The organism is Streptomyces sp. NPDC005070, from assembly GCF_053600395.1.
On record NZ_JBSFZS010000047.1, the window covers coordinates 25,640 to 49,215 of the forward strand.

The 23,576-nt window shown below is 72.7% G+C and carries 20 protein-coding genes; 7 read left to right on the forward strand and 13 right to left on the reverse strand.

Annotation, left to right across the window (positions count from 1 at the left end):
* Positions 1 to 104 precede the first annotated feature (104 nt).
* Entirely contained in the window at positions 105 to 1,331 is a 1,227-nt protein-coding gene (locus ACWEBX_RS18125) for an arginine deiminase (RefSeq protein ID WP_451885829.1), read from the reverse strand.
* A gap of 162 nt (positions 1,332 to 1,493) precedes the next feature.
* On the opposite strand from ACWEBX_RS18125, the gene ACWEBX_RS18130 reads away from it, so the two are divergent.
* Together ACWEBX_RS18130 and ACWEBX_RS18135 are read left to right on the forward strand one after the other, a co-directional pair.
* Complete coding sequence (locus ACWEBX_RS18130; protein WP_451885830.1) at positions 1,494 to 2,573, forward strand: SPFH domain-containing protein; 1,080 nt, start codon at positions 1,494 to 1,496, stop codon at positions 2,571 to 2,573.
* The gene (locus ACWEBX_RS18135; RefSeq protein WP_403650035.1) at positions 2,570 to 3,463 is read left to right on the forward strand and encodes a hypothetical protein; all 894 of its coding nucleotides are present in this window, start codon (positions 2,570 to 2,572) and stop codon (positions 3,461 to 3,463) included. The genes ACWEBX_RS18130 and ACWEBX_RS18135 overlap by 4 nt, the downstream gene beginning before the upstream one ends.
* 270 nt (positions 3,464 to 3,733) lie before the next feature.
* Here the strand turns inward: ACWEBX_RS18135 and ACWEBX_RS18140 are convergent, their stop codons facing one another.
* From ACWEBX_RS18140 to ACWEBX_RS18150, 3 genes are all read right to left on the reverse strand, one after another.
* Entirely contained in the window at positions 3,734 to 6,277 is a 2,544-nt protein-coding gene (locus ACWEBX_RS18140) for a polynucleotide kinase-phosphatase (protein WP_451885831.1), read from the reverse strand.
* Positions 6,274 to 7,776 carry a 3' terminal RNA ribose 2'-O-methyltransferase Hen1 gene (locus tag ACWEBX_RS18145; RefSeq protein WP_451885852.1) on the reverse strand — a complete coding sequence of 501 codons (1,503 nt, stop codon included), beginning with the start codon at positions 7,774 to 7,776 and terminating at the stop codon, positions 6,274 to 6,276. Before ACWEBX_RS18145 ends, ACWEBX_RS18140 begins: the two co-directional genes overlap by 4 nt.
* A 541-nt stretch (positions 7,777 to 8,317) precedes the next feature.
* Complete coding sequence (locus ACWEBX_RS18150) at positions 8,318 to 8,941, reverse strand: TetR/AcrR family transcriptional regulator (protein WP_451885832.1); 624 nt, start codon at positions 8,939 to 8,941, stop codon at positions 8,318 to 8,320.
* Between the two features lie 191 nt (positions 8,942 to 9,132).
* On the opposite strand from ACWEBX_RS18150, the gene ACWEBX_RS18155 reads away from it, so the two are divergent.
* Entirely contained in the window at positions 9,133 to 9,849 is a 717-nt protein-coding gene (locus tag ACWEBX_RS18155; RefSeq protein ID WP_451885833.1) for an SDR family oxidoreductase, read from the forward strand.
* A 74-nt stretch (positions 9,850 to 9,923) separates the two neighbouring features.
* Positions 9,924 to 10,847: an LLM class F420-dependent oxidoreductase gene (locus ACWEBX_RS18160; RefSeq protein ID WP_451885834.1), complete on the forward strand. Its 924-nt coding sequence runs from the start codon at positions 9,924 to 9,926 to the stop codon at positions 10,845 to 10,847.
* A 95-nt stretch (positions 10,848 to 10,942) separates the two neighbouring features.
* Here the strand turns inward: ACWEBX_RS18160 and ACWEBX_RS18165 are convergent, their stop codons facing one another.
* The 4 genes from ACWEBX_RS18165 to ACWEBX_RS18180 all read right to left on the reverse strand — a co-directional run bounded on the left by ACWEBX_RS18165 (position 10,943) and on the right by ACWEBX_RS18180 (position 13,624).
* A complete protein-coding gene (locus ACWEBX_RS18165) occupies positions 10,943 to 11,422 on the reverse strand; it encodes a DUF6099 family protein (protein WP_451885835.1) in 480 nt (159 codons plus the stop codon).
* A gap of 193 nt (positions 11,423 to 11,615) precedes the next feature.
* Positions 11,616 to 11,975 carry a nucleotide pyrophosphohydrolase gene (locus tag ACWEBX_RS18170; protein ID WP_451885853.1) on the reverse strand — a complete coding sequence of 120 codons (360 nt, stop codon included), beginning with the start codon at positions 11,973 to 11,975 and terminating at the stop codon, positions 11,616 to 11,618.
* Positions 11,972 to 13,138: an AAA family ATPase gene (locus ACWEBX_RS18175; RefSeq protein WP_451885836.1), complete on the reverse strand. Its 1,167-nt coding sequence runs from the start codon at positions 13,136 to 13,138 to the stop codon at positions 11,972 to 11,974. The genes ACWEBX_RS18170 and ACWEBX_RS18175 overlap by 4 nt, the downstream gene beginning before the upstream one ends.
* Before the next feature lie 96 nt (positions 13,139 to 13,234).
* Positions 13,235 to 13,624, reverse strand: coding sequence for a cell division protein SepF (locus ACWEBX_RS18180; RefSeq protein ID WP_451885837.1), 390 nt, complete (start codon positions 13,622 to 13,624; stop codon positions 13,235 to 13,237).
* 175 nt (positions 13,625 to 13,799) lie between these two features.
* Here ACWEBX_RS18180 and ACWEBX_RS18185 point away from each other — a divergent pair, with 175 nt between their 5' ends.
* From ACWEBX_RS18185 to ACWEBX_RS18195, 3 genes are all read left to right on the forward strand, one after another.
* The gene (locus ACWEBX_RS18185; RefSeq protein ID WP_451885838.1) at positions 13,800 to 14,219 is read left to right on the forward strand and encodes a TOBE domain-containing protein; all 420 of its coding nucleotides are present in this window, start codon (positions 13,800 to 13,802) and stop codon (positions 14,217 to 14,219) included.
* Between the two features lie 100 nt (positions 14,220 to 14,319).
* Positions 14,320 to 16,062: a hypothetical protein gene (locus ACWEBX_RS18190; protein ID WP_451885839.1), complete on the forward strand. Its 1,743-nt coding sequence runs from the start codon at positions 14,320 to 14,322 to the stop codon at positions 16,060 to 16,062.
* Between the two features lie 111 nt (positions 16,063 to 16,173).
* A complete protein-coding gene (locus ACWEBX_RS18195) occupies positions 16,174 to 16,983 on the forward strand; it encodes an SDR family NAD(P)-dependent oxidoreductase (RefSeq protein ID WP_451885840.1) in 810 nt (269 codons plus the stop codon).
* Positions 16,984 to 17,012: 29 nt separating this feature from the next.
* On the opposite strand, the gene ACWEBX_RS18200 is transcribed toward ACWEBX_RS18195, so the two are convergent.
* From ACWEBX_RS18200 to ACWEBX_RS18220, 5 genes are all read right to left on the reverse strand, one after another.
* A complete protein-coding gene (locus tag ACWEBX_RS18200; protein ID WP_451885841.1) occupies positions 17,013 to 18,248 on the reverse strand; it encodes a vWA domain-containing protein in 1,236 nt (411 codons plus the stop codon).
* Entirely contained in the window at positions 18,245 to 19,630 is a 1,386-nt protein-coding gene (locus tag ACWEBX_RS18205; protein ID WP_451885842.1) for an AAA family ATPase, read from the reverse strand. The genes ACWEBX_RS18200 and ACWEBX_RS18205 overlap by 4 nt, the downstream gene beginning before the upstream one ends.
* A gap of 95 nt (positions 19,631 to 19,725) precedes the next feature.
* A complete protein-coding gene (locus ACWEBX_RS18210; protein WP_451885843.1) occupies positions 19,726 to 21,360 on the reverse strand; it encodes a hypothetical protein in 1,635 nt (544 codons plus the stop codon).
* 113 nt (positions 21,361 to 21,473) lie between these two features.
* Positions 21,474 to 22,838 (reverse strand): hypothetical protein, encoded by a 1,365-nt coding sequence (locus tag ACWEBX_RS18215; protein WP_451885844.1) that lies wholly within the window; start codon positions 22,836 to 22,838, stop codon positions 21,474 to 21,476.
* Positions 22,839 to 22,953: 115 nt separating this feature from the next.
* On the reverse strand, positions 22,954 to 23,487 hold the full coding sequence (locus ACWEBX_RS18220; protein WP_451885845.1) for a DUF7144 family membrane protein: 534 nt from the start codon (positions 23,485 to 23,487) through the stop codon (positions 22,954 to 22,956).
* Between the last annotated feature and the right edge of the window lie 89 nt (positions 23,488 to 23,576).

Here is a 23,576-nt window from a genome sequence, read left to right on the forward strand (position 1 = left end):
GAAATTCTATACGACGCCCGACATTTATATGCGGCCTGTCGTTCGACTGTGCGCGACGGTCCCGCCCCTCGGCCCGCACGGACCCCTTCGAACCGGGCCCCGTACTACTGAACCGGGTCCCGTACGACGGGGCAGCTCATACAACGGGGGCCGCCCCTGCCCCTGCCCAGCTCGCTGCCCGGGATCTCGATCACCTCGATGCCCTGCTTGCGCAGGTGGGTGTTGGTGGTGGAGTTGCGCTCGTAGGCGATGACGACGCCCGGCTCGACGGCGAGGACGTTGCAGCCGTCGTCCCACTGCTCCCGCTCGGCCGCGTGAACGTCCTGCGTGGCGGTCAGGACCCGGATCTCGTTGAGGCCGAGCGCCGCGGCGATGGCGCGGTGCATGTGCTCCGGGGGATGGTCGGTGACCTTCAGCTCCTTGTCCCCCACACCCGGCTCGATGGTGTACGAGCGGAGCATGCCGAGCCCGGCGTACTGCGTGAAGATGTCGCCGTCGACCATCGTCATCACCGTGTCGAGGTGCATGAGCGCGCGCCGCTTGGGCATGTCGAGCGCCACGATGGTGCGGGCCGAGCCGGCCGCGAACAGCTTGTGGGCGAGCATCTCGACGGCCTGGGGCGTCGTCCGCTCGCTCATGCCGATGAGCACCGCGCCGTTGCCGATCACGAGGACGTCGCCGCCCTCGATGGTGGACGGGTAGTCGACCTGCCCTTCCGACCAGAGGTTGAAGCCCTCCTCGCGGAACAGCGGGTGATACCGGTAGATCGCCTCGAAGTGCACGGTCTCGCGCTGCCGGGCGGGCCAGCGCATGGCGTTGATGGAGACCCCGTCGTAGATCCAGGCGGAGGTGTCACGGGTGAAGAGGTGGTTGGGCAGCGGCCGCAGGAGGAAGTCGTCGAGGTCCATGACGTGGAAGCGCACGGAAGTGGGTTCCGCGTGCGCGTCCAGGAACTCGCGCTTGGTCATGCCGCCGACCAGCACGGAGGCCAGTTCCTGGGCGGGCATCGCCTCGAAGGCGGCCCGGAGGTGATCGGTGGCCAGCGGCCCGTACTCCTTCTCGTCGAAGACCCGGTCCAGGACGAGGGACCTGGCCTCCCCGGTCGCCAGGGTCTCGGTGAGCAGGTCGCCGAAGAGGTGGACGATGACCCCACGGTCGCGCAGGACGTCGGCGAACCCGTCGTGTTCCGCGCGCGCCCGGCGCACCCACAGCACGTCGTCGAAGAGCAGCGCGTCCTTGTTGCTGGGGGTGAGCCTTTTGAGCTCGAGATCGGGCCGGTGAAGGATGACGCGGCGCAGCCGCCCGGCCTCGGAGTCGACGTGGAATCCCATGTCTCCATCCTGACCATCCGGACGCGTGTTCACCCGTGGATCTCCTCAGCCGCCTCGCATTCATTTCGTCCCCTTGACGATAAGCGGTCGATTCATTATCGTCTCAATGACGACAACGAAGAAGCGGAGCCGCCGGGCCGACCCGGCGTCGAGGGGGTACTCATGGCCGACATCACGCGACGCCTCGGCTGGCGCCATCTGCGGGGGGCGCCCACCGCCCACATCCGGCACCACAAGTCGGGGCAACTGGTCCACGACGGTCCCGGGCTCAGCTTCTGGTACCGCTCGCTGACCGCGGCGCTCTCCGAGGTCCCCGTCGACGACCGCGAGCTGGCGATGACCTTCCACGCCCGTACGTCCGACTTCCAGGACGTCGCGGTGCAGGCGACCGTCACCTACCGGATCAGCGACCCGTCCGTCGCCGCCTCCCGCATCGACTTCTCCATAGACCCCGACTCCGGCGCCTGGCGCGGCACCCCGCTGGAGCAGCTCGGCTCGCTGCTGACCGAGACGGCCCAGCAGCACGCGCTGGACGTCCTGGCCCGGACGTCGCTGGCGTCCGCCCTGGTCGACGGCGTCGCGGCGGTACGGGAGCGGGTCACGGACGGCCTCGCCGCCGAACCCCGGCTGCCCGGCACCGGCCTGGAGGTGGTCGCGGTGCGGGTCGTCGCGCTGCGCCCGGAGCCCGAGGTGGAACGGGCGCTGCGCACCCCCGCCCGCGAGCAGATCCAGCAGGACGCGGACAAGGCCACGTACGAACGCCGGGCGGTCGCCGTCGAGCGGGAGCGCGCCATCGCCGAGAACGAACTCGCCAGCCGGATCGAACTCGCGCGGCGCGAGGAGCAGTTGGTCGAGCAGCAGGGCACGAACACCCGCCGCGAGGCGGAGGAGCACGCGGCGGCGGACGCGGTGCGCGCCGGGGCGGAGGCGGCCCGCACGGTCCGGCTGGCCGAGGCGGAGGCCACCCGGTCGCTGCGGCTCGCCGAGGCGGAGGCCACGCGCAAGGTGCGGCTCGCGGGGGCCGAGGCGCAGGCGGCGCGCGAGGTCGGCGCGGCGCGGGCCGAGGCGCAGGCGGCCTGGCTGCGTGTCCACGGCGACGTCGATGTCGCCACGCTGCACGCCCTGACCGGCAGCCGGCTCGCCGAGAACCTGCCGCGGATCGAGAACCTCACGCTCTCGCCCGACGTCCTCACCGGGCTGCTCGCCAAGCTGGGCAACGGCACCGCAGGGGACTCGGCGTGAGTCTCGCGCCCCGGGTCGTCATCGTCCACCGGACCACGGAGTACGAGGAGTTGACGGCCCGGCACGGCACGCACGGGCAGGCGGCGTTCTTCCTGTCCTCGCGCGGCCGGGACATCGCGGAGGTCGCCGAGCGGCACCGGCGGGCCCGCGAGGCGCTCGCCGCGGTCGTGGCGGCCATTCCGCTGACCTGGCGTCAGGCTCGCGTGGAGCGCGCCGATCTGGACCGCTTCCTGTTCGCGCCGGAGGACGTGGTGGTCGTCGTCGGCCAGGACGGGCTGGTCGCCAACGTCGCCAAGTACCTGGCGGGTCAGCCGGTCGTGGGGATCGACGCCGACCCCGGGCGTAATCCGGGCGTGCTCGTGCGGCACCGGCCCGGGGACGCGGGCGCGCTGCTCGCCTCGGCGCACGGGGGCGGCGCCGACGAGCTGACCATGGTCGAGGCGGTCGCGGACGACACCCAGCGGCTGGTCGCGCTCAACGAGATCTATCTGGGAGCCGCCGGCCATCAGACCGCCCGATACCGCCTGGGGTTCGACGAGTACGGGGGTGCCGTCGAACCCCAGGCGTCCTCCGGGGTGCTGGTGGGGACCGGGACGGGGGCCACCGGCTGGTTGCGCTCGGTGTGGCAGGAGCGGGGGGAGCGGCTGCCGCTGCCGGGGCCCACGGACGAGCGCCTGCTCTGGTTCGTCCGCGAGGCCTGGCCGTCGCCGGCCACGGGCACCTCGCTCGTGGCCGGCGAGCTCACCGGGTCCGGGCGGCTGTCCCTCACGGTGGAGTCGGACCGGCTCATCGTGTTCGGGGACGGGATGGAGGGGGATGCGGTGGAACTGGTCTGGGGCCAGACCGTGCAAGTGGGGGTGGCCGGGGTTCGGCTCCGCCTGGTCGGCTGAGGTTCGCTTCGCTCCCCCACCGCCCGGCTGCGCCGAACCCCGCCGGGCCCCGCCGCCCCGGACCGGGCTTCCCCCGGGCGGGGTCGGTTGCGTGTACCCCGGTGGGGGCGGGTTCGGCTGCCCGTCCGGTGGGGGCCGGGCGCGCCGTTCCCCGCGCCCCTGACGGGGCTCCCACCGGGCCGGCGATTACCGGTCCCGGTGGGGGCTGGTCGCGCAGTTCCTCGCGCCCCTTGCGGGGCTCTCCCACCCGGGGTCGAGAGGGTGGACCCGCTACAGGCGGGGGTCGACCGGTTCGGATTCCAGGGAGAGGACTCCGAACACCGCCTCGTGGACGCGCCACAGGGGTTCACCCTCGGCCAGGCGGTCCAGGGCTTCGAGGCCGAGTGCGTACTCGCGGATGGCCAGGGACCGCTTGTGGTTGAGGAAGCGGCCCCGCAGCCGGGCGAGGTTCTCCGGACGGGTGTACTCCGGACCGTAGATGATCCGCAGGTACTCGCGCCCCCGGCACTTGATGCCGGGCTGCACCAGTCGCCCGGACCCGCCGCGCACCACCGCGCCGACCGGCTTCACGACCATGCCCTCGCCGCCGCGGCCGGTCATCTCCAGCCACCAGTCGACACCGGCCCGCACCGACTCCGGGTCACCGGTGTCGACGAAGAGCCGCCGGGTGGTGTGCAGCAGTCCGCTCCCGTCGTTCTCCACGAGCCGGTCGATCAGGGCGAGTTGCTCGTCGTGCGGCAGCGCGGCGAGACTCCGGCCCTGGACGGCCAGGATCTGGAACGGTGCGAGGCGGACGCCGTCGAGGCCGTCCGTGGTCCAGCAGTAGCGGCGGTACGCGTCCGTGAACGCCTGCGCGTCCGTGGCCCGTTCCCGCTGGCGCGCCAGCAGGTCCGTGACGTCGACGCCCCGAGCCGCCGCCCCCTCCAGCGCGGCCACCGCTCCCGGGAACACCGCCCCGGACGCGGCGCCGACAGCGGCGTACTGACTGCGCAGCAGCCCGGACGCCTTCAGCGACCACGGCATCAACTCGGCGTCCAGCAGCACCCAGTCGGTGCCCAGCTCCTCCCACAGCCCGGCCTCGGTCGCCGCGGCGCGCACCCGGCCGAGGATCTCCTCGGTGACGGCGGAGTCGTCGAAGAAGGGGCGGCCGGTACGGGTGTACAGCGACCCGGTGGGGCCGTCGACGCCGAACCGCTCGCGCGCCACGTCCGCGTCCCGGCAGACCAGGGCCACCGCGCGCGACCCCATGTGCTTCTCCTCGCACACGACCCGCGCGACCCCGTCCTCCCGGTACTGGGCGAACGCCTCGGCGGGGTGCTCCAGATAGCCCTCGAGGTGCGAGGTCGCCGTCGGCGCCATGGTCGGCGGGAGGTACGGCAGCAGCCGCGGGTCCACCGCGAAACGGCTCATGACCTCAAGCGCCGCCGCCGCGTTCTCCTCGCGGACGGCCACCCGCCCGGCGTGCCGGGTCTCGACGGCCCTGCGGCCGTGCACGTCCGCCAGGTCCAGCGGACGGCCCTCGTGACCGCCGGGCGCCTCGGTGGCCAGCGGCTTGGCCGGCTCGTACCAGACCCGCTCGGCGGGTACGTCGACGAGCTCGCGCTCCGGCCAGCGCAGCGCGCTGAGCTTGCCGCCGAACACGGCGCCGGTGTCCAGGCAGATGGTGTTGTTGAGCCAGGTGGCGTTGGGGACCGGGGTGTGGCCGTAGACCACCGCGGCGCGGCCCCGGTAGTCCTCCGCCCACGGATAGCGCACGGGCAGCCCGAACTCGTCGGTCTCCCCCGTCGTGTCGCCGTACAGCGCGTGCGAGCGCACCCGGCCCGAGGTGCGGCCGTGGTACTTCTCGGGCAGACCGGCGTGGCAGACGACGAGACGTCCGCCGTCGAGGACGTAGTGACTGACCAGCCCGTCGACGAACTCCCGTACCGAAGCGCGGAATTCCTCGCTCTCCGCGTCCATCTGCTCGATGGTCTCGGCGAGTCCGTGCGTGTGCTGGACCTGGCGGCCCTTGAGATAGCGGCCGAGCTTGTTCTCGTGGTTGCCGGGCACGCACAGGGCGTTGCCGGAACCGACCATGGACATCACGCGGCGCAGCACGCCGGGCGAGTCCGGACCGCGGTCGACGAGGTCCCCCACGAACACGGCCGTACGGCCCTCGGGGTGCGCACCGTCGACGTAGCCGAGCTTGCCGAGCAGGGTCTCCAGCTCCGAGGCGCAGCCGTGGATGTCGCCGACGATGTCGAACGGGCCGGTGAGGTGGGTCAGGTCGTTGAACCGCTTCTCGGTCACGACCGACGCGTTCTCGGCGTCCGCGACCCCGCGCAGGACGTGCACCTTGCGGAAGCCCTCTCGCTCCAAGGAGCGCAGCGAGCGCCTCAGTTCGCGGATGTGGCGCTGGATCACGCGGCGCGGCATCTCGGCGCGGTCGGTGCGCGCCGCGTTGCGCTCGGCACAGACCTCCTCGGGCACGTCGAGCACGATGGCGATGGGCAGCACGTCGTACTTCCTGGCGAGTTCGATGAGCTGCCGACGGCTTTCCTGCTGGACGCTGGTGGCGTCGACGACGGTCCGGCGGCCGGCCGCGAGCCGCTTGCCGGCGATGTAGTGCAGGACGTCGAAGGCGTCGCCGCTGGCGCTCTGGTCGTTCTCGTCGTCGGCGACCAGCCCCCGGCAGAAGTCGCTGGAGATGACCTCCGTCGGCTTGAAGTGCCGCCGGGCGAACGTGGACTTGCCGGAGCCCGAGGCGCCGATCAGCACCACGAGGGAGAGGTCGGTGACGGGCAGCACGCGCCCCTGTTCGGTCTGCTCGCTCATGCTGCCTTCTCCTCCTTCGCGTTCGGGGTGCCCGTCGTGCCGGTGGCTCCGGTCGTGCCGGTGGCCAGGGTGAAGACGGCCATCTGGGTGGGCGGGCCGACCTCGGGGTCGTCGAGGCCGACGGGGGTGAACTCCACGTCGTATCCGTGCCGTTCGGCCACCGCGCGGGCCCAGGAACGGAACTCCTCGCGGGTCCACTCGAATCGGTGGTCGCCGTGCCGGGAGTGGCCGGCCGGCAGGGTCTCCCAGCGGACGTTGTACTCGACGTTCGGGGTCGTCACGAGGACGGTCCGCGGACGGGCGGAGCCGAACACCGCGTACTCCAGGGCGGGCAGCCGGGGCAGGTCGAGGTGCTCGATGACCTCGCTGAGCACGGCGGCGTCGTACCCCTTCAGGCGGCGGTCGGTGTAGGCGAGCGAGCTCTGGAAGAGCTGGACGCGGGCAGCCTGCCGCTCGCCCATGCGGTCGAGCTTGAGGCGGTGCGAGGCGATGGTGAGCGCCCGTATCGACACGTCGACCCCGACGATCTCGGTGAACCGCGTGTCCTTGAGCAGGGCCTGCACCAACTGGCCCTGTCCGCAGCCGAGATCGAGGACCCGGCTCGCGCCGGACGCGTGCAGCGCGGCCAGGATCGCGTCCCGGCGCTGCACGGCGAGGGGGACCGGCTTCTCCTCGGTGTCGGTCTCCTCGTCGACGGCGTTGTCGATCTCCTCGACCGCGATGTCGTCGGTCTCGGCGAGCCGGGCGAGTTCGAGCCGCTCCATGGCCTCCCGGGTCAGCGACCAGCGCCGGGAGAGATAGCGGCTGGTGATCAGCTTCTGCTCCGGGTGGTGCTGCAGCCAGCCCTCGCCCGCCCGCAGCAGCTTGTCGACCTCGTCGGGCGCCACCCAGTAGTGCTTGGCGTCGTCGAGGACCGGGAGCAGCACATACAGGTGCCGCAGGGCTTCGGCGAGCGTCAGTTCCTCCGACGCCAGCTCCAGGCGTACGTAGCGGGAGTCGCCCCACTCCGGGAAGTGCTCGTCGAGCGGCACGGCCTCGGCCGTCACCGTCCAGCCCAGCGGCTCGAAGAGCCCTCGCACCAGGTCGGCGCCACCGCGCGCGGGCAGCGCGGGCACCTCGACGCGCAGCGGCCTCCTCTCGGCGGGCAGCTCGGGCCGGGCGTTGCACTGGCCCTTCATCGCGCTGGTGAACACGGCGCTGAGCGCCACGGCGAGCAGTGAGGAGGCGGCGTACGGGCGGTCGTTGACGTACTGCGCGAGTGCCGCGTCGGGGGCGCCACCGCGCCCCTTCCCCTTGCCCCGCCTGACCAGCGCCACCGGGTCGACCTCCAGGAGCAGGGCGGCCGTGCACCGCTCGGCGGTCGCCTCGGGGTACAGCACATGGGCCGTCCCGTACGACGTCGAGAACTTCTGGGCGTTGTCCGGATGCTTGTGCAGCAGAAAGCCGAGGTCGGTCGCGGGCCGCTCTGGGGTACCGGTGGTACTGATCGTCAGGAACACGGTGTGTCTGCCTCGAAACGTCTTCTGAGCCGTGGACACCCGGCGACTCGTCCGGCCGGTGCGCTGCGCGCAGCCGCCGGACGCCGTCGGGTCACAGCGTGGGCGAGCGCGTCTCGGCCATCGCCGCTCCCGGCTCGTCCGCGACCCGCGTAGCCCGTGGCCACGCCGCGCCGCGGCCGACCGCAGGGGCGACGCCTGCCCTCGGCGCGCCCCCACAACGTACAGCGGAAGCCGCAGGTGGACCCGGGGTTTTTCGCCGCGCGCGGAGGGTGCGGCCGAAGGATTCCAGGCCGCGGGCGGAGGCTTCGGGCCAGGTCGTCAGGAGGTTTCCGGGCCGGGTCGTCAGGCGACTCCCGGCCTGGTCGGTCGGAGGTTCCATGCTGGTCAGCAGGAGCTTCCGGGCAGGCCGGCGGGCGGACCCGGGCCGGACCAGCCAGAGGTTCCGGACAGGCAGGCCGGCGGCCCCGGGCCGGACCAGCCGGAAGTTCCAGACAGGCCAGCCAGCGGCCCCAGGCCGGATCAGCCGTAGCTTCCGGCCAGGTCAGCCGGAGGTTTCCGGTTCGCGGCGCGCGGCTCCGTCGGCGCCGTCCATGCCCGCACCGGCGAGCAGGGCGGCGGCGGTCGCGAGGGCGAGGCCGTCGAGGCCCTGGCCCTGCATGACGGCCCGGACGCCCGATCCGTCGAAGGCGACGGTCAGTTGGCGCGCGAGGAGCTCGGGGTCCCCGGCTCCGCCGCGCTCCGCCTCCTGCCGGAAGAACGCGGTCAGCTCGTCCTTGCATCGGCGGGCCACCTGGCTCGCGGGGTGGTCCGGCGCCTTCAGCTCGGCGCTCACGGCCACGAAGGGGCAGCCGTGGTAGTCCGGACGCGCGGCCATCTCCTCCAGCCGTTCGAAGACGTGCAGGACGCGATCACGCGGCGCCCGGTCGTCGTCGGGGGGCAGCAGGAACGCCAGGTACGCGGGCGCGCTGCGCTCCAGGCTCGCCGCCAGCACGCCGTCCTTGCTGTCGAAGAGCTGGTACATCGAACGCTTGGACACCCCCGCGACCCGGCACAGCGCCTCGACACCGACGCCGACGCCTTCGCGGTAGAAGAGCTCGGCCGCGGCGTCGAGCAGTCGGTCGCGGGTCGGTGAACCGGCGGTCGCGGTCGGGGTCGCCTGTGTCATGGGCCCAGCTTACGTTCTCCGCTTGCTTCTCGGAAACCGATCGGTTTACAGTTGCGGGCAACACGGAAAACCGATCGGTTTACGATGAGGCCGACGGGGCGGACGGCACGGTCGACCGCTCTCCGACCGGCACCGTTTCCCCCGATCACCCCATAGCCCCCGCTTCCCGGCGGCCTCAGAAGGAGAAGATCATGACCAGCATCGACGGCTCGGTGGCACTTGTGACAGGCGGCAGCCGGGGTATCGGCAAGGCCCTCGTGGACGCCCTCTACGAACGCGGCGCCAAGAAGGTCTACGCGACGGCCCGCGACCCGCGGACCGTCACGCACCCCGACGCGGTGCCGCTGGCCCTGGAGGTCACCGACCCCGCGTCCGTCGCCGCGGCGGCCGCGCAGGCCCAGGACGTCACCATCCTGGTCAACAACGCGGGCGCGACGACCCCCACCTCGTTCCTGGACTCCCCCGTCGAGGACATACGGCGCGAGTTCGACATCAACTTCTTCGGGCCGCTCCTGACCACCCGGGCCTTCGTCCCGGTCCTGGAGCGCAACGGCGGCGGGCACATCCTCACCGTCCACTCGGTGCTGTCCTGGGTCACGGTGCCCGGCGCCGACGGCTACAGCGCCGCCAAGGCCGCCCTGTGGTCCCAGAGCAACGCCCTGCGGCTGGAGCTCCAGCCGCGCGGCATCCAGGTCACCGGGCTGCACGTCGGTTACGTCGACACGGATCTGACCGCGAGCCTCGACGTGCCCAAGGTCTCCGCGGAGAGTGTCGCCGGGCAGGCCCTCGACGGGATCGAGACGGACGCCCACGAGGTCCTCGCGGACGCGCTCACCCGCCAGGTCAAGGCCGGTCTCTCCGGCGACCTGAGCGACCTGTACCCGCAGCTCGCCGTGCAGCGGTGGTAGTCCGGCGCGGACGGGGAGGAATGCGCCAGCGGTTCGGCACGGGACGGCTGTTGTGACCGGTGCATGATGGATACATGGATCTTCGAGTCTTCACAGAACCGCAGCAAGGCGCGACCTACGAGACGCTGCTCCGCGTCGCCAAGGCCGCCGAAGACCTTCATTACGGAGCCTTCTTCCGCTCTGATCACTATGTGCACATGGGATCCGTGGACGGGCTCCCCGGTCCTACCGACGCGTGGATCACCCTGGCCGGCATCGCGCGCGAGACGAGCCGCATCCGCCTGGGTACGTTGATGACCGCCGGAACCTTTCGCCTGCCCGGCGTCCTCGCCATCCAGGTCGCCCAGGTCGACCAGATGTCGCGGGGCCGTGTCGAACTCGGTCTGGGTGCGGGCTGGTACGAGGCCGAGCACACGGCGTACGGCATTCCGTTCCCGAAGGAGAAGTTCGGCCGGCTGGAGGAGCAACTCGCCGTCGTCACCGGGCTGTGGGACACCCCGGTCGGCGAGCGCTTCTCCTTCGACGGAACGTACTACCAGCTCAAGGACTCGCCCGCGCTGCCCAAGCCCACGCAGCCGAAGGTGCCCGTCCTGATCGGCGGCCACGGCGCCAAGCGGACCCCCGCGCTCGCGGCACGCTACGCCGACGAGTTCAACATCCCCTTCGCCTCGGTCGCGGACACGGAGCAGCAGTTCGGCCGGGTCCGCGCGGCGGTGCACCAGGCCGGGCGCAAGGCCGACGAACTCGTCTACTCCAACGCCCTGGTGGCGTGTGTCGGCCGCACCGACAGCGAGGTGAGGCGGCGGGCGGACGCCATCGGCCGCGATGTCGACGAGCTGAAGGCCAACGGGCTCGCGGGCTCGCCTGCGGAGGTCGTCGAACGGATCGCCCGGTATCAGGCGGTCGGTTCGCAGCGGATGTACCTCCAGATGCTGGATCTCGCCGACCTGGACCACCTGGACCTGATCGCCGCCGCGGTGGCACCACAGCTCGCCTGACCGCCGGGCCCACAAACGGTTCCGGTCGGGCGACCCGCCGTGACCGGGACCGGTTCCCCAGGGGCGACGGCACGGGTCTCACGGCCCACTGGTTCCTACCCCGTGGCCGAATCCCGCTCCACCACGCGTTTCTCGTCCCGCACGGCGAGGCGTCTCAGCATCTCCAGGACGCGGTCCCTGGACTCGTCCGCCGCGTCGATCGCCTCCATGCACTGCCAGTACGTTCCCTCGTCGTCCGCCGCGCAGGCGATGCCGACCAGGGCTATGCCGACCTCGGCGAGGAGAACGCCGAGACAGAGCAGGGTCTCGCGCGCGTCGCCCAGCTCCGTGAGCTGGGCGGCCCGTAAGACGCCGACCCCGAGCGCGTGATCGCCGAGTACTCCACAGCCGCGGCCGGCCAGCTCGGTCAACCCCAGGGCCTCGCCCCGGAGTTCAGGGGGTCCGGACACGGCGAGGCGGCTGCCGATCGCCTGCGCCAGGGAATGCGCCTGCCACGCTTCCGCCATCACCTCCGGAGTCTCGCCGCCCTCCGCCAGGGCGCGTCTGCTCGCCACGATGAGCCGCACCGCTTCCATGCGCTGCCCCCGTCTGTCCGACGCGCTCTCGCACGTCCAGCCGAACTCCCTTGTTCACTACCCAGAGTGAAGTCCCTTGAGACGAAAAGCCAGAGGAAGCCCGAAATCTGCGGACACGGAATCGCATCGGAGCGTCATGACGACTACGGAGAGTATCGGATTCCGTTTTGTGCACCGCGGGACGACCGGTCCGTCAGGGCTCCCCCGGCACCGGGAAGCGCTCCTCGTTGCGGTCGATCTTCGCGTCGAGGGCCGCGAGCGGGTCGATGCCCAGCACCTCGCAGAACTGGAGGAGATACGCGAGGACGTCCGCGACCTCGTCGGTGACGCGGTGCGCGGTGCCGGGGTCCCGCATCACGCGGGCCGACTCGTCCGGCGTCAACCACTGGAAGATCTCGACGAGTTCGGACGCCTCCACGCTGAGGGCGGCGACCAGGTTCTTGGGGGTGTGGTACGGCTGCCAGTTCCGCGCGGCCGCGAACTCGGCCAGTCTGCGCTGCAGGGTCGCTACGTCCAGTTCACTCACGGCGTCAGGTCTATCACCCTCGCTCAGGTCACCGACGACGTCAGCTCCAGCACCGTGACCCCGGCCGTTCCGAGTGCGTGGGCCCCGTCGCTCACCGCGCCCAGCAGACGGATGTGTCCCCGCTCGCACATGCGGCCCGCCAGTCGCACCAGTTCCCCGGCCTGCCGGGTGTCCAGTCCGCGGTCGAGGCCGTCGGCCAGGACCGTCAGCGACTGGAGCGCGGCCGGCACTTCGCCCGCCGGGTCGACCTCCAGGACGCCGGGCCCGGTGAGCAGCACGAGGGCGAGCGCGAGATACCGCAACTCGCCGTCCCCGAGCAGCCCGAGCGGCGTACGGACGCCGTCCCCGCGGTCGAGAAGCGCACGGACCGTGCCGTCGCCGAGCACGTCGGCCAGGACGTCGGTGACCGGGCCCGCGCACCCGGCGCGCACCGCCGCGACCAGGTGGGCGTACCGGTGACCGCACTCCGACCGGGTGCGCCACAGCACTTCGGCGAGGTTGCCGCAGCCGCGCAGCAGCCGCCCCTGGCCTAGCGGAACGGGGGCCCGCATGGAGTCCGGGTCCGGATCGCAGACGTAGACGGACCGCAGGGCGAGCACCGTCTGCTCGGCCGCGGCCAGGACGTGGCGTTCCCCTGCGGTGCGGCCCGCGACGCGCAGGGGCAGCAGCGCGGTGCCGAGGCGGTCGTCGGGGAGCGGGACCCGCGTCACCGCCGAGTATCCGCCGGTGTGCCAGGCCGCCTGGACGGACGGGCGGCCCGGGTCGCGCAGCGCCGTCTCCAGCAGGGTCCGCCCGCCCGCCGACAACCGCTCGCCCACGACGCGCAGTTCGGGTTCGGCCTGGACGGCGACATCGAGCCGGACCGGGCCCTCGGGTCCGTCGACCGTGCAGCCGATGCGGAAGCCCCGGCGGAGCTGGGCGTCGGGCCGGGACCGCTCGGGCACCCAGGCGACCGGGTCCGGGAACACCTCGGCGAGCCCGGCTCCGGAACCGAGCCTCGCCAGCGCCTCGTAGGCCCGCAGGACGGCCGTCTTGCCGCTGCCGCTGGGACCGGTGACCAGGGTGAACGGTCCGAGCGGGAACCGGACGCGGCGGTGGGTGGCGAAGGCCGCGAGCCGCAGCTCGGTGACGCCCGGACGGACCGGGCGCGCCTCCACCGCCACGGGCGCTTCCGGCGAGGACAGAGTCATATGCGGACGGTAGGCCCCCGAGGCGGGGCGAACCGTTACGCCCGGGGGACCTTCCTACGATCGGGGGACGCGGCCCCCGATCGAGGCCGGGCGCTGTCAGTGGCCGGGGACACCGACCCCCTCCATCAGACCCCGCACCTCGGTCCCCGGGGGCGTCAGCAGGAACACGTTCCGGTCGACCCGGTGCATGCCGCTGGCCAGGCCGAAGACCACGCCCGTACTGAAGTCCAGGACTCTCTTGGCGACTTCGGTCTCCGCGCCGGTCAGGTCGAGGAGCACCGGGACGCCGGACATGAGCGTCTCGGCGACGTCGCGGGCGTCCGCGAAGACGTTCACCCGCAGGACCACGAAGCGGCGCCGCGTCTCGGTCGCGGCCTCGGGGATCGACCGGTGGCGGACCGCCGACGGCCAGGCGTCCCGGCCGCGCAACGGAACGACCTGGGCGAGCCCTTCCCACTGTTCATCTGTGACGTCGTGGCCGGTCATCGATCCACCCCGTCCTGGCTCGCACTCGTTGTCTGCACCGGGCAATTCTTACGCATGGTCACCCGTTCGGCCCAACAGCGACACGGTCCGCGACCCGGACCGGGAGCCGGCGCGTGCGGCAAGCTACGCATATACGCCCGTATCCATCACGCAGCCCGGCAAGCGAGGCCTCCGCATGAGCCTGAGCATCCGCAATCAACTCCCCGGCACCGTCACCTCCGTCACCCCCGGTGAGGTGATGGCGACGGTGAAGGTCCGGCTCGCCGCCGGACAGGAGATCACCGCGGCCGTCACCCTGGAGGCCGTACGGGAACTCGGCCTGACGTCCGGCTCCGCCGTGCGGGCCTTGGTCAAGTCCACGGAGGTCTCCCTGGCGACCGGTCCGGTGGACGGGCTGAGCATCCGCAACCAACTGCCGGGCACGGTCACCGACGTCACCTCCGGCGGCGCCATGGCCCGCGTCAAGGTCCGGATCGCGGGCGGCGAACTGACCTCCGCGATCACCAAGGACGCCGTCGCGGACCTGGGCCTCGCGGAGGGTTCCGAGGTCGTCGCGCTGATCAAGTCCACCGAGGTGGCACTGTCCGACGCCTGACGCGCCCGGTCGGCCGGCGGACGTGCTCTTACTGGCCTCACACCGGACTCTTCACGTCCCGTCGCACCCCGCTCACCGGCGAGAATTAGCGTATCGGGCCGTGTACTCGGCAGAAATCACGCCAGCGCCCGTCCGTCGGCAGGCCCCTTCGAAGGTCTCGCCCGACGGGCCGGTCACGCGCTGGAACCCGGACGCGGCGCCCGCGCAGTGGCACCGCGTCCTGACCCTCCTGGCCGACATCAGCCTGTTCATCGGTACGCGCCCACTGTGGGCGCAGGCCGCGAGCCACCGGCTCGTCGTGGCCGCGGTCGTCTCGCTCTGCTACGCCTCGATCCTGGCGACGGGCGTACTGACCCTCGTCGTGCGCCGGGGCCGCTCGCTGGCGCGGCTCGACCTCGTCGTCCTGGTGACCGCGGTGACGCTCGTCGTGTGCGGGCTGGTCATGAACCACCAGGGCAGCGACGAGTCGGTCCTCACCACACGGGCCGCCCACGAGTTCGTCGCCGGCCACCAGGTCTACGGCCGTCCGTGGCCGCGGCTCTTCGGGCACGGCGTCGCCCTCACCGCGACGATGAACGGCGGCTACGACTACACGTACGGCTATCCGCCGCTCGCGCTCATGCTCACCGCGCCGCTGTTGTGGATCGGCCACGGTTCGGCCGCCGCCACGATGGTCGGCACCGGCGCCCTGATCGCGGGCACGGCCGTCATGTGGCGCATGCTGCCGGTGCCGTGGCGGTCCGCCGCGACGCTGGCCTGTCTCGGTTTCGGACTGCTGCCGACGTACGCGCGGCTCGGCTATCCGGCGGTCCTCGCCTGCGCCCTGCTCGTCCCGGTGGTGATCGGATGGCCACGGACGGGCCGCGGCGGACGGGCCGACATCGTGCGGGCGGCCTGTCTCGGGGCGGCCTGCGCGGCGCAGCAACTCCCCTGGTTCCTCGCGCCGTTCCTGCTGGCCGGGGTGTACGCGCTGCGCCGCGGCGACCTGGGCGCACGGCCGGCGGCGCTGGCGGTGGGCCGGATCGCGGGCGTCGCCGCCACCACCTGGCTGCTGATCAACGCGTACTTCATCGTGAGCGAGCCGCGCTCCTGGCTCTCCGGGATCGCCCTGCCCCTCACCCAGGACGCGGACATCCACGGACAGGGCCTGGTCGGCATCTCGCTCTATCTCACCGACGGCAGCGACCGCCTCGCCTGGTACGCGCACGCGAGCCTGCTGCTCGCGGCGGGGCTGCTGGCGCTGTTCGTGCTGTTCGTACGGCGGCTGGGGCCGGCGGCGACGGTGCTGCCCTGGTGCGCGTTCTACGCGGCGACCCGTTCGCAGGACGGCTACTACCTGCTGATGACGCCGCTGTGGGTGGCCGCGGTGATCACCGCGCCCTGGCAGTCGTTCCGCACCGCCTGGCAGCCCCGCCCCGCCTTTCTGCGCGGTCCCGACCGGCGCGGGGCCCGCGTGGCCGCGGTCGCCCTGCTGCTGGCCCCGTCGGCGGCCGCGGTGAGCCTGGCGGCCACCGGGTCACCGCCGCTGCGCATGCGGGTCACCGAGGCCCGCCGCGCCGCCCATACCCTGACGGGACTCACGGTAGGCGTCACCAACCTCGGTGCCGCGGCGCTGAGTCCGCACTTCACGCTGACCACGGGCCAGGGCATGAGCCGCTACTGGTCGGTGACCTCCGGCCCCGCCACCCTGGCCGGCCACGCCTTCGGCCGCTACGAACTCCGGCCTCCCGACGGCAGGTTCACGCTCCCACGAGCCGGCGTCCGCATCCGCCTGCGAGCCGTCTCGGCCTCGCCGATGACCCTGTCGAGCACGGACCTCCACCTGCCGACGACCCGGCCCTGAGCCTCGCGCCCCGATTCTCTCCCCGGCCCCGTCCGCCTTCTGGTGCCGGCGAGGCGGACGTGCTGGAATGGCCCGTCTCCCGACTCCCGACCCCCTGGGACGGTGAAACCCATGCCGAAACCGTCGGATCTCGCCCATCGCTCGGACTTCGCGCACCGGAAAGGGGTCGCGTTCGTCACCGGCGGCACCGGCGGCATCGGCGCGGCGGTCGTGCGGATCCTCGCCGAGCGGGGCAGCGACGTGGTGTTCACGTATCGCTCCAGCCGGGCGGCCGCCGACGCGCTCGCCGCGGAGACGGCGGAGGAGTTCGCGGAGCAGGGGCGCCGAGTACGCGCTCTGCGCCTCGACCTGGGCGAGGAGCGGGCCGTCGCCGCCGCCGTGTCCGAGACGGCCGCCGCGCTCGGCGGACTGCACACCCTCGTCCACGCGGCGGGCCCGCACGTGCCGATGGTGCACCTGAGCAGGGTCACGCCACGTGAGTTCCGTACCCAACTCGACGTGGACGCGGGCGCGTTCTTCAACCTGGTGCACCCCGCGCTGCCGCTGCTGAGGGAGAGCCGGGGCAGCGTCGTCGCCGTCACCACCGTGGCCACCCGCCGGTATCCGGTGCGCGACGGGCTCTCCTCGGGGCCCAAGGGAGCGGTCGAGGCGGTCGCACGCGCCCTGGCCGCCGAGGAAGGGCGCTACGGCGTCCGGGTGAACTGCGTCGGACCCGGCATGCTGACCGACGGCATCGCGGCCCGGCTGATCGGTTCCGGCGAACTCGACGACACGGCACTGGAGATCACCCGCCGCAACACCCCGCTGCGCCGCTTCGGCACCGCGAGGGACGTCGCCGAGGCCGTCGCGTTCCTGGCCTCGGACAGCGCGGGCTTCATCACCGGCCAGGCGCTGGGGGTGGACGGCGGGTACAGCGTGTGAGGGGGCATCGGATCACGCACGGACACGACCTAGCCGATCTCGACCACGCGGGCCCAGGCGGGCGGCGCGTCGGGTACGTAGTCGGGATCGTCCTCGTCCCAGGAGCCGCCTCCGCGCGGGAAGAGGCCGACGACCGTCCGGCACGGGGGCCGCGCATCCGGCCACGGGGTCTGTCCGTCGGTCAGGACCACGACGACATCGGGGCCCGGCCGGGCCCGTAGCGCCGCGGTGAAACCCGAGCGCAGATCCGTACCGCCGCCGCCCAGGAGAGGAATCCCCTCGGCCCGGCACAGGGAGTGCGCGACCCCTGCCGCCGCGTCGCACGAGACCACGGTGACCAGGTCGCGGCGGCCGCCCACGGCACGGGAGATCGCGGAGACCTCCAGAAGGGCGCTGCCCAGCTCGGCGTCGCTGACCGACCCGGAGGTGTCGATGACGACCGACACCCTCGGCGGTCTGCGGCGCAGACTCGGCAGGACGACACCGGGCACCGAGGCCGAGCGGCGCGACGGCCGGCCGTAGGTGTAGTCCTCCCCCGCACCGGGCCCCGAGGCCGCGGAGCGCACGGCGGCCCCCAGCAACTCCCGCCACGGCTGCGGCTGGTGGAAGGCCTCCTCCGCCCATCGTTCCCATCCCGCCGGACTCCGCCCGGGCCGCGCCTTGATGCCCTGCGCGACCCGGAAGCGGACCGCGTCGCGTTCCTGGGCGCTGAGGCCGTGCGCGCCGTCCGGCCCGAGGTCCCACTCCCGTTCGCGTCCGTCGGCGCCGCTGCCGCAGTCCAGCCAGGCGAGGCTCTGCGTCCGCGGCCCGAGCCGGAACTGGCGCAGATAGTCCTCCATCAGTTCACCCGTGGGCAGGTTCAGGAACTGCGGGGTGACGGCGCCCTCGGGCCGGACGAGCCCGTTCCCGAACGCGTCGTCGTTGATCTCGCAGTCGGCGGCGATGTTCATCCGCAGCCGTTCCGCCGGGCCGGTGAGCCCGTGTTCGCGGGCGTACCGCTCGCTGCGGCCGTGATGGTCGCGCAGCAGGTGCGACACCTCGTGCACCCAGACACCGGCCAGGTCCTCGACGGGTGTGCGGTCCACGAAGCCGGGCGAGACGTAGCACCGCCAGTGCCGGTCGACGGCCATCGTCGGCACCCACCTGGACTCGACGGTGTGGAGGGCGAACAGCGCCGTCGCCAGATAGGGCCGGGCGCGCGCCGCGTGCAGCCGGGCGGCGTAGAGCTTGTCCAGGTCCAGAGCCCCGGGCGCGGTCGTCGTCATCGGCGCGCCTCCGCGGCGACCGCGACACGCGCCGCCGCGTCGTCCGCGCGCCGGGAGAGAGCCACCGCTCCGGCCAGTCGCTCGATGGACGCCGGGACGTCCCAGTCCTCCTGGCGCAGCGTCGCGAGGGTCGTCGCGGGAACGACCAGCAGGTCCGGGGCACCGGTGTCCAGGGCCCGTACGAGCAGCGCCCAGGCGGCGTCCCAGCGGGCCCGGTCGGGCCGCTTGCGGACCGCGGCCACCACACCGTCGAGGACGGCCTGGCGCAGGTCCCCCCGCTCGGGCAGGACCGCGGCCGCCGGGTCGGCGAGCAGGGTCTCGGGGTCGGGCAGGTCCATGCGGTCCACGCTCGCCAGCAGTTCCAGTCCGGGGCCGTCGCCCACGGCGCCCCTGACCAGCAGGGAGAGCACCTCGCGAGAGGATCCGGCGGCGTGCGCGAAGGCGACGAGCCGCACGGTCGTCTCCCAGCTCCGGGGTGAGGGCCAGGCACCGCCGCGCCGGGTCTCGCCGCTGGGCAGCCGGTGGACGAGCGCGGGACGGGCGGCGAGGAGCCCGCACACCGCGCGCCGGGCGAAGTCCACGGCCTCCGGGAGACGTTGGGGGTCGAGCCGTGGCAGGGTCGCCCGCGGCCAGGTGCCACCGAGCCCTCGTACGACGACCTCGTGGTCGTGGGCCCACTGGAGATGGACGAAGCGGTTGGCCAGCGGCGGGCTCAGTTCCCAGCCGTCGGCCGCCGAGGAGCGCGGGTTCGCCGCAGCCACGATCCTTACTCCGGGCGGCAGTTGAAGGGTTCCGATGCGCCGCTCCAGGACGAGGCGGAGCAGCGCGGCCTGAACAGCCGGGGGCGCGGTGGACAGTTCGTCCAGGAACAGCAGTCCGCGGCCGGCCCGGACGAGCCGCACCGCCCAGTCCGGCGGGGCCATGGGCACGCCCTGCTCGGCCGGGTCGTCGCCGAGGACGGGCAGTCCCGAGAAGTCGGAGGGTTCGTGGACACTGGCGATCACGGTGGTCAGGGGCAGGTCCAGGGTCTCGGCGAGCTGGGTCAGGGCCGCGGTCTTGCCGATCCCCGGTTCACCCCACAGGAGTACGGGCAGATCGGCGGCGACGGCGAGGGTCAACGCTTCGAGCTGACTGTCGGGGCGCGGCTCGGTACCGGTGGCGCGGAGCAGGGCCGACAGGGCGTCGGCCACGTCGAGTTGGGCGGGGCCCGCCGGGGCCACGAGGGTGTCGGCGGCGTCGCGTCGGACGGCGGGGGCCGGGGCGGCGAAGGTGTCGGCTTCGATGCGAGCGTGGGCCTCGGCTTGGGCTCGGGCCTCGACTGCGGCTTCGACTGGGACCGCGGTTTCGGCTTCGGCTTCGGCGAGCGGGGTGCTTGTGGGCATGTTTGATCACCTTTGGGTTCGTGAACGAGCCGCCCGGACACGGGGCTTGGCCCCGGAGGCGGTCAACTGGCTGTCAGTGAGCGGTGGACGAGCGGTCAGCGGCCGGTCGTGTCACGCGGGTGGGAGCGATGGCCGAGGGGCCGGACGGGCCCCGGAGCGAGTCGGTCGGGTCCGGGCCCGGGCCCGGTCAGCCCGGCCCTGAACAGTCCGTAGGTGAGGCGTCGCCGCGCGGCTGCCTGGAGTTCGTCCCGCAGGGCACCGCCGCGCAGCACCGCGTCGGGGCCCAGCAGTCCCTCGACGACGGCCAGCGCACCGGCGGTGTCGCCGTGACGCAGCCGCTCACGGACGCCGGAGAGACACTGCGGCTGCCGGTGCGCCTCGTCGATGGCCCGGAGGCAGGGAAGCGGTGTGCCGGTGAGGGCGACCAGCAGCTCTTCCCTGCGGATCTCGGCCGGATCGTGGTCGAGGGGCGCGAGCACGCCGTCGACCAGGCCGATCCGGTGCCGGGCTCCCCGGCATTCCACGAAGCGCGTCGCTCCCGGCGCCAAGTGCGCGCCGGGTCCCGAAGGGGTCGCGGGCCCACCGGCTCCGGAGGAAATCGCGTGCCCGCCGGAGCCCGCGGGGACCGCGTTCCGGTCGGCTCCGGAAGGTGCCACGGTCCCGTCGGCTCCGGACGGTTCCACGATCCGGCCGGCGTCGAAAGGTGCCACGGTCCGGTCGGCTCCCGACGGTGCCACGATCCAGTCGGCTCCCGACGGGCTGTGCCCCGGAACCAACGCCGAGGCGACCAGCGGATGCAGTCGCTCGGGTTCGATGGCGCCGGCGCGGATCAGTGCCAGATCGGGCAGCACCCAGGTCGCGGCGTCGGGCAGGGCCGGCACCGCGAGATCGCCGCCTCGCCGGCCGGCGGACACATCGGTGATCCGCAGGGCGGGCGGCCCGACGCGTGCCGGGTCCGCGGCCGGCTCCAGGAGCAGCCACCGGCCGGTCCCGAGCCGCACGGTGACGGTGCCGGTCGTACGCCCCTCGTCGCGCAGCACGATGGCCGCCTCCTCCGCCCACCGGCCGACGGCGCAGCCGAGGTCCCGGGGCACCGGCCCCGGCGGATCCCCTCCCCCCGATGGGTCGTCGCCCGTCGGCAGTCCGGCTCCGGAACGGACCCGCAGCTCGTCGGTCCTGCGGGTGTCCCACAGGTGGCGGTGCAGATCCAGGCGGTACCGGCGACTGGGACGGGGGTGGGGATGGCGGCGGGCGCCGCTGTCGAAGGAGAACCGCTCGCGGGACGCGCCGGGAGCTCCGTCCCAGAGCGCGAGGCTGATCCGCTGGCCACCGTCCGCCCAGGCCGGCGGCGTACGGACCACGAGGTGCACGGGCCCTACGGGATCGTCGTCATCCCGCCCGGTGGGGCGGTCGTACCGGGCCAGCGTCATGGTGAGGCCGGGACGCAGCAGCCCGTCGGGGGCGACTCTCGGCATGTGCCAGCGCAGCAGGTCGGGAGCCAGATGGCGTAGATCACGGCGGATTCGGGAGGCCTGTTCGCGGCCGTGCGTACGTGCCAGCGAACGCAGATCGAAGTCGATGTCGACACCGGCGGCGGCACACGCCCCCGCCCAGTCCCCCTGACGGCGGCGGACGGTCGCGGTCTCGATCATGGTGGGCGGCACGGCGAAGTCACGCACGCGCGGCCAGAAGGAGAGGAGGGAATCCTCGTACGCGGTCGAAGTGAGCATCAGCACTCACCTTGCGCGGACGGGTCCCCCCATCTGAATGGGGAGGAAGTCATCATCGGGGGGAGCGTAACCCCACGCCGACGATCTGTCAGGTGCTTTCGGACGCCGAAGGATCAGGCCGGGCTCTGGGCCTCAGGTGGTCCCGTGACCGGGCCGCCCCCGGAGCCGGTCAGGTGCGGGGTGCCGTCGTCGTCGAGGAACTCGACGATCGCCAGGGCCAGCAGGGCCAGTACGGCGATCCAGATGGTGACGGCGGCCGTGGGGTAGTTCCAGACGAGCAGGATCGCGGCGGCGACGGCGACCACGGTCCAGATGAGCCAGGTCTTGGCCCGGTGAACCCACGCGCCGACCGCGCCCAGTTCGGCCCCGGACGCGATGCGCACGGCACCGATGCCGCCCCTCCAGGCGGCGAGGACCCGCGAGGCCGCCCGGCCGCTGCCGGTTAGCCAGGCCGCCAGCGCCACGATGATGCCGAGGGTGATCACGAGGCGTACCGACGTCCGCAGATAGCGCACCAGGGTGTCGAAGACCGACTCGGCGGCGGGCTGGGAGACGTTCGACGGCAGACCGTCCAGATAGATCTCCCGGAAGATCCACAGTGCGATGCCGAGGACCGCGGCCCCGGCCGCCACCAGGAGCGCCGCCGTGACGAGGGCGCGGCGTCTGCGGACGGCGAGGAGCACACCGCCCGCCGCCAGCAGCAGGGTCAGGACCGGCAGCCAGAACCCGACCACTTGGAGCAGCCGGTAGATCTTCTTGGTCTTGCCGATGGAGTCGGAGGTCAACACCGTGAAGTTGGTGTGCACCTGGGGGATCTTCGCGGCGATGCTGAGCCCCTGGTCGACAAGGGCCTGCTTGACCTTGTCGATGACGGGGGCGAGGTCGATGACGACGGCGTCGTTGGTGAGCTTCACCGCTCCGCCGCCCTTTCCGGTCAACGCCTTGTCGACCGAGGCATGGGCTGTTCGGTTCAGCTGGGTCCACAGGGTGGCGAACGCGTCGCTGCTGACGAACTTCAAGGCCACGGTGTGCACGAAATCGGTGAGGCCGCTGGTGATCGGACCGCTCAGCGGGCCGATCGCCTTGGTCAGTTCGGGCCGGTCGGCCGGGGCGGCGGATTCGAGCAGCGTCTTGACGTCGACGTGCTGCATCACCGCGTCGGTCACCCGTTTGGCGACGGCGTCCTGGACGTCCTTGTCGGAGGCGAGCGGCTCCATGGTGGCCACGTAACGGTCGGTGTTGCCGATCAGATCGCTCGACCAGGCCGCGACGGCGCTCAGTGGGGTGAGCAGGGCCGCGAGGAGGATCAGTACGACCGCGAAGGTCGACCGGACGCGGTGGTGTTCGACTCTCGGCGGACGCTTCTCCAGTTCGGCAACGCGGGCCCGCAGTTCGGCCAGCTCGCGCGCGTCCGCGCCGCCACCGGCACTGTTGGCCCCGGCGCCGTTGGCGCCGCCGCTCACGTCTCCGGTGCTCACGTCGTCTCCGGGTCGTCGTCGGTGCCCGCGGCACCGCGCGCGAGCAGACCCGCTCGCGTCCGGTCGGTCACGTCATCCATGGCGTGTCTCGCTCCACTCGGCGGAGGGTGCCGCGTCAGCGCGGCTGTCGGCTGTCGGGCCTGTACGTGGCCAGCGCCCAGATGACGAAGACGTCGATGGCCAGCAGGATGACCGACCAGATCGGCGCGTACGGCAGGAACATGAACTGGAAGAGCATGCTCAGCGAGGCCAGCACGATGCCGGTGACGCGGGCCCACGCGGCGTCCTTGAGGATCCCCCAGCCGGTGACGGCGGCGATCGCGCCGAGGATCAGCAGGATCCAGCCCCAGCCGGTGAGGTTGATCCGGTAGACGTAGTCGTTCACGCGCGTGTAGACGTCGTCCTTGGCGAGCGCGGAGATGCCCTGGAGGATGTTGAGCCCGCCGTTCACCAGCATGAGGACACCCGCGAAGGTGACTCCGCCCGCCGCCCAGCCACTGCTGCCGGAGGGCGGCGGTCCCATGCCTCCCGCGGCGGGAGCGGCTCCGGACCACTGGTCTCCCCACAGCGGCATGTCTCCGCCGCTGGGCTGGGATCCCGTGCCGCCACCGGGCGGGGGGCCCGGAGGCTTCGAAGAGTCCTGGCTCATGCTCGACCACCTCGCTGCGCTGTCGGCCGCCGGCCGTCCCCGTGCCGGAAGCACCGGAGAGTTCGAGCGTCCGCCCGCCACGCCTCCCC

Coding starts and splice junctions, on each gene's coding strand:
- ACWEBX_RS18210 (WP_451885843.1), bottom strand. CDS start 21,360: ATGCTCACTTCGACCGCGTACGAGGATTCCCTCCTCTCCTTCTGGCCG.
- ACWEBX_RS18185 (WP_451885838.1), top strand. CDS start 13,800: ATGAGCCTGAGCATCCGCAATCAACTCCCCGGCACCGTCACCTCCGTC.
- ACWEBX_RS18125 (WP_451885829.1), bottom strand. CDS start 1,331: ATGGGATTCCACGTCGACTCCGAGGCCGGGCGGCTGCGCCGCGTCATC.
- ACWEBX_RS18200 (WP_451885841.1), bottom strand. CDS start 18,248: ATGACGACGACCGCGCCCGGGGCTCTGGACCTGGACAAGCTCTACGCC.
- ACWEBX_RS18195 (WP_451885840.1), top strand. CDS start 16,174: ATGCCGAAACCGTCGGATCTCGCCCATCGCTCGGACTTCGCGCACCGG.
- ACWEBX_RS18160 (WP_451885834.1), top strand. CDS start 9,924: ATGGATCTTCGAGTCTTCACAGAACCGCAGCAAGGCGCGACCTACGAG.
- ACWEBX_RS18140 (WP_451885831.1), bottom strand. CDS start 6,277: ATGAGCGAGCAGACCGAACAGGGGCGCGTGCTGCCCGTCACCGACCTC.
- ACWEBX_RS18150 (WP_451885832.1), bottom strand. CDS start 8,941: ATGACACAGGCGACCCCGACCGCGACCGCCGGTTCACCGACCCGCGAC.
- ACWEBX_RS18130 (WP_451885830.1), top strand. CDS start 1,494: ATGGCCGACATCACGCGACGCCTCGGCTGGCGCCATCTGCGGGGGGCG.
- ACWEBX_RS18180 (WP_451885837.1), bottom strand. CDS start 13,624: ATGACCGGCCACGACGTCACAGATGAACAGTGGGAAGGGCTCGCCCAG.
- ACWEBX_RS18165 (WP_451885835.1), bottom strand. CDS start 11,422: ATGGAAGCGGTGCGGCTCATCGTGGCGAGCAGACGCGCCCTGGCGGAG.
- ACWEBX_RS18205 (WP_451885842.1), bottom strand. CDS start 19,630: ATGCCCACAAGCACCCCGCTCGCCGAAGCCGAAGCCGAAACCGCGGTC.
- ACWEBX_RS18155 (WP_451885833.1), top strand. CDS start 9,133: ATGACCAGCATCGACGGCTCGGTGGCACTTGTGACAGGCGGCAGCCGG.
- ACWEBX_RS18175 (WP_451885836.1), bottom strand. CDS start 13,138: ATGACTCTGTCCTCGCCGGAAGCGCCCGTGGCGGTGGAGGCGCGCCCG.
- ACWEBX_RS18220 (WP_451885845.1), bottom strand. CDS start 23,487: ATGAGCCAGGACTCTTCGAAGCCTCCGGGCCCCCCGCCCGGTGGCGGC.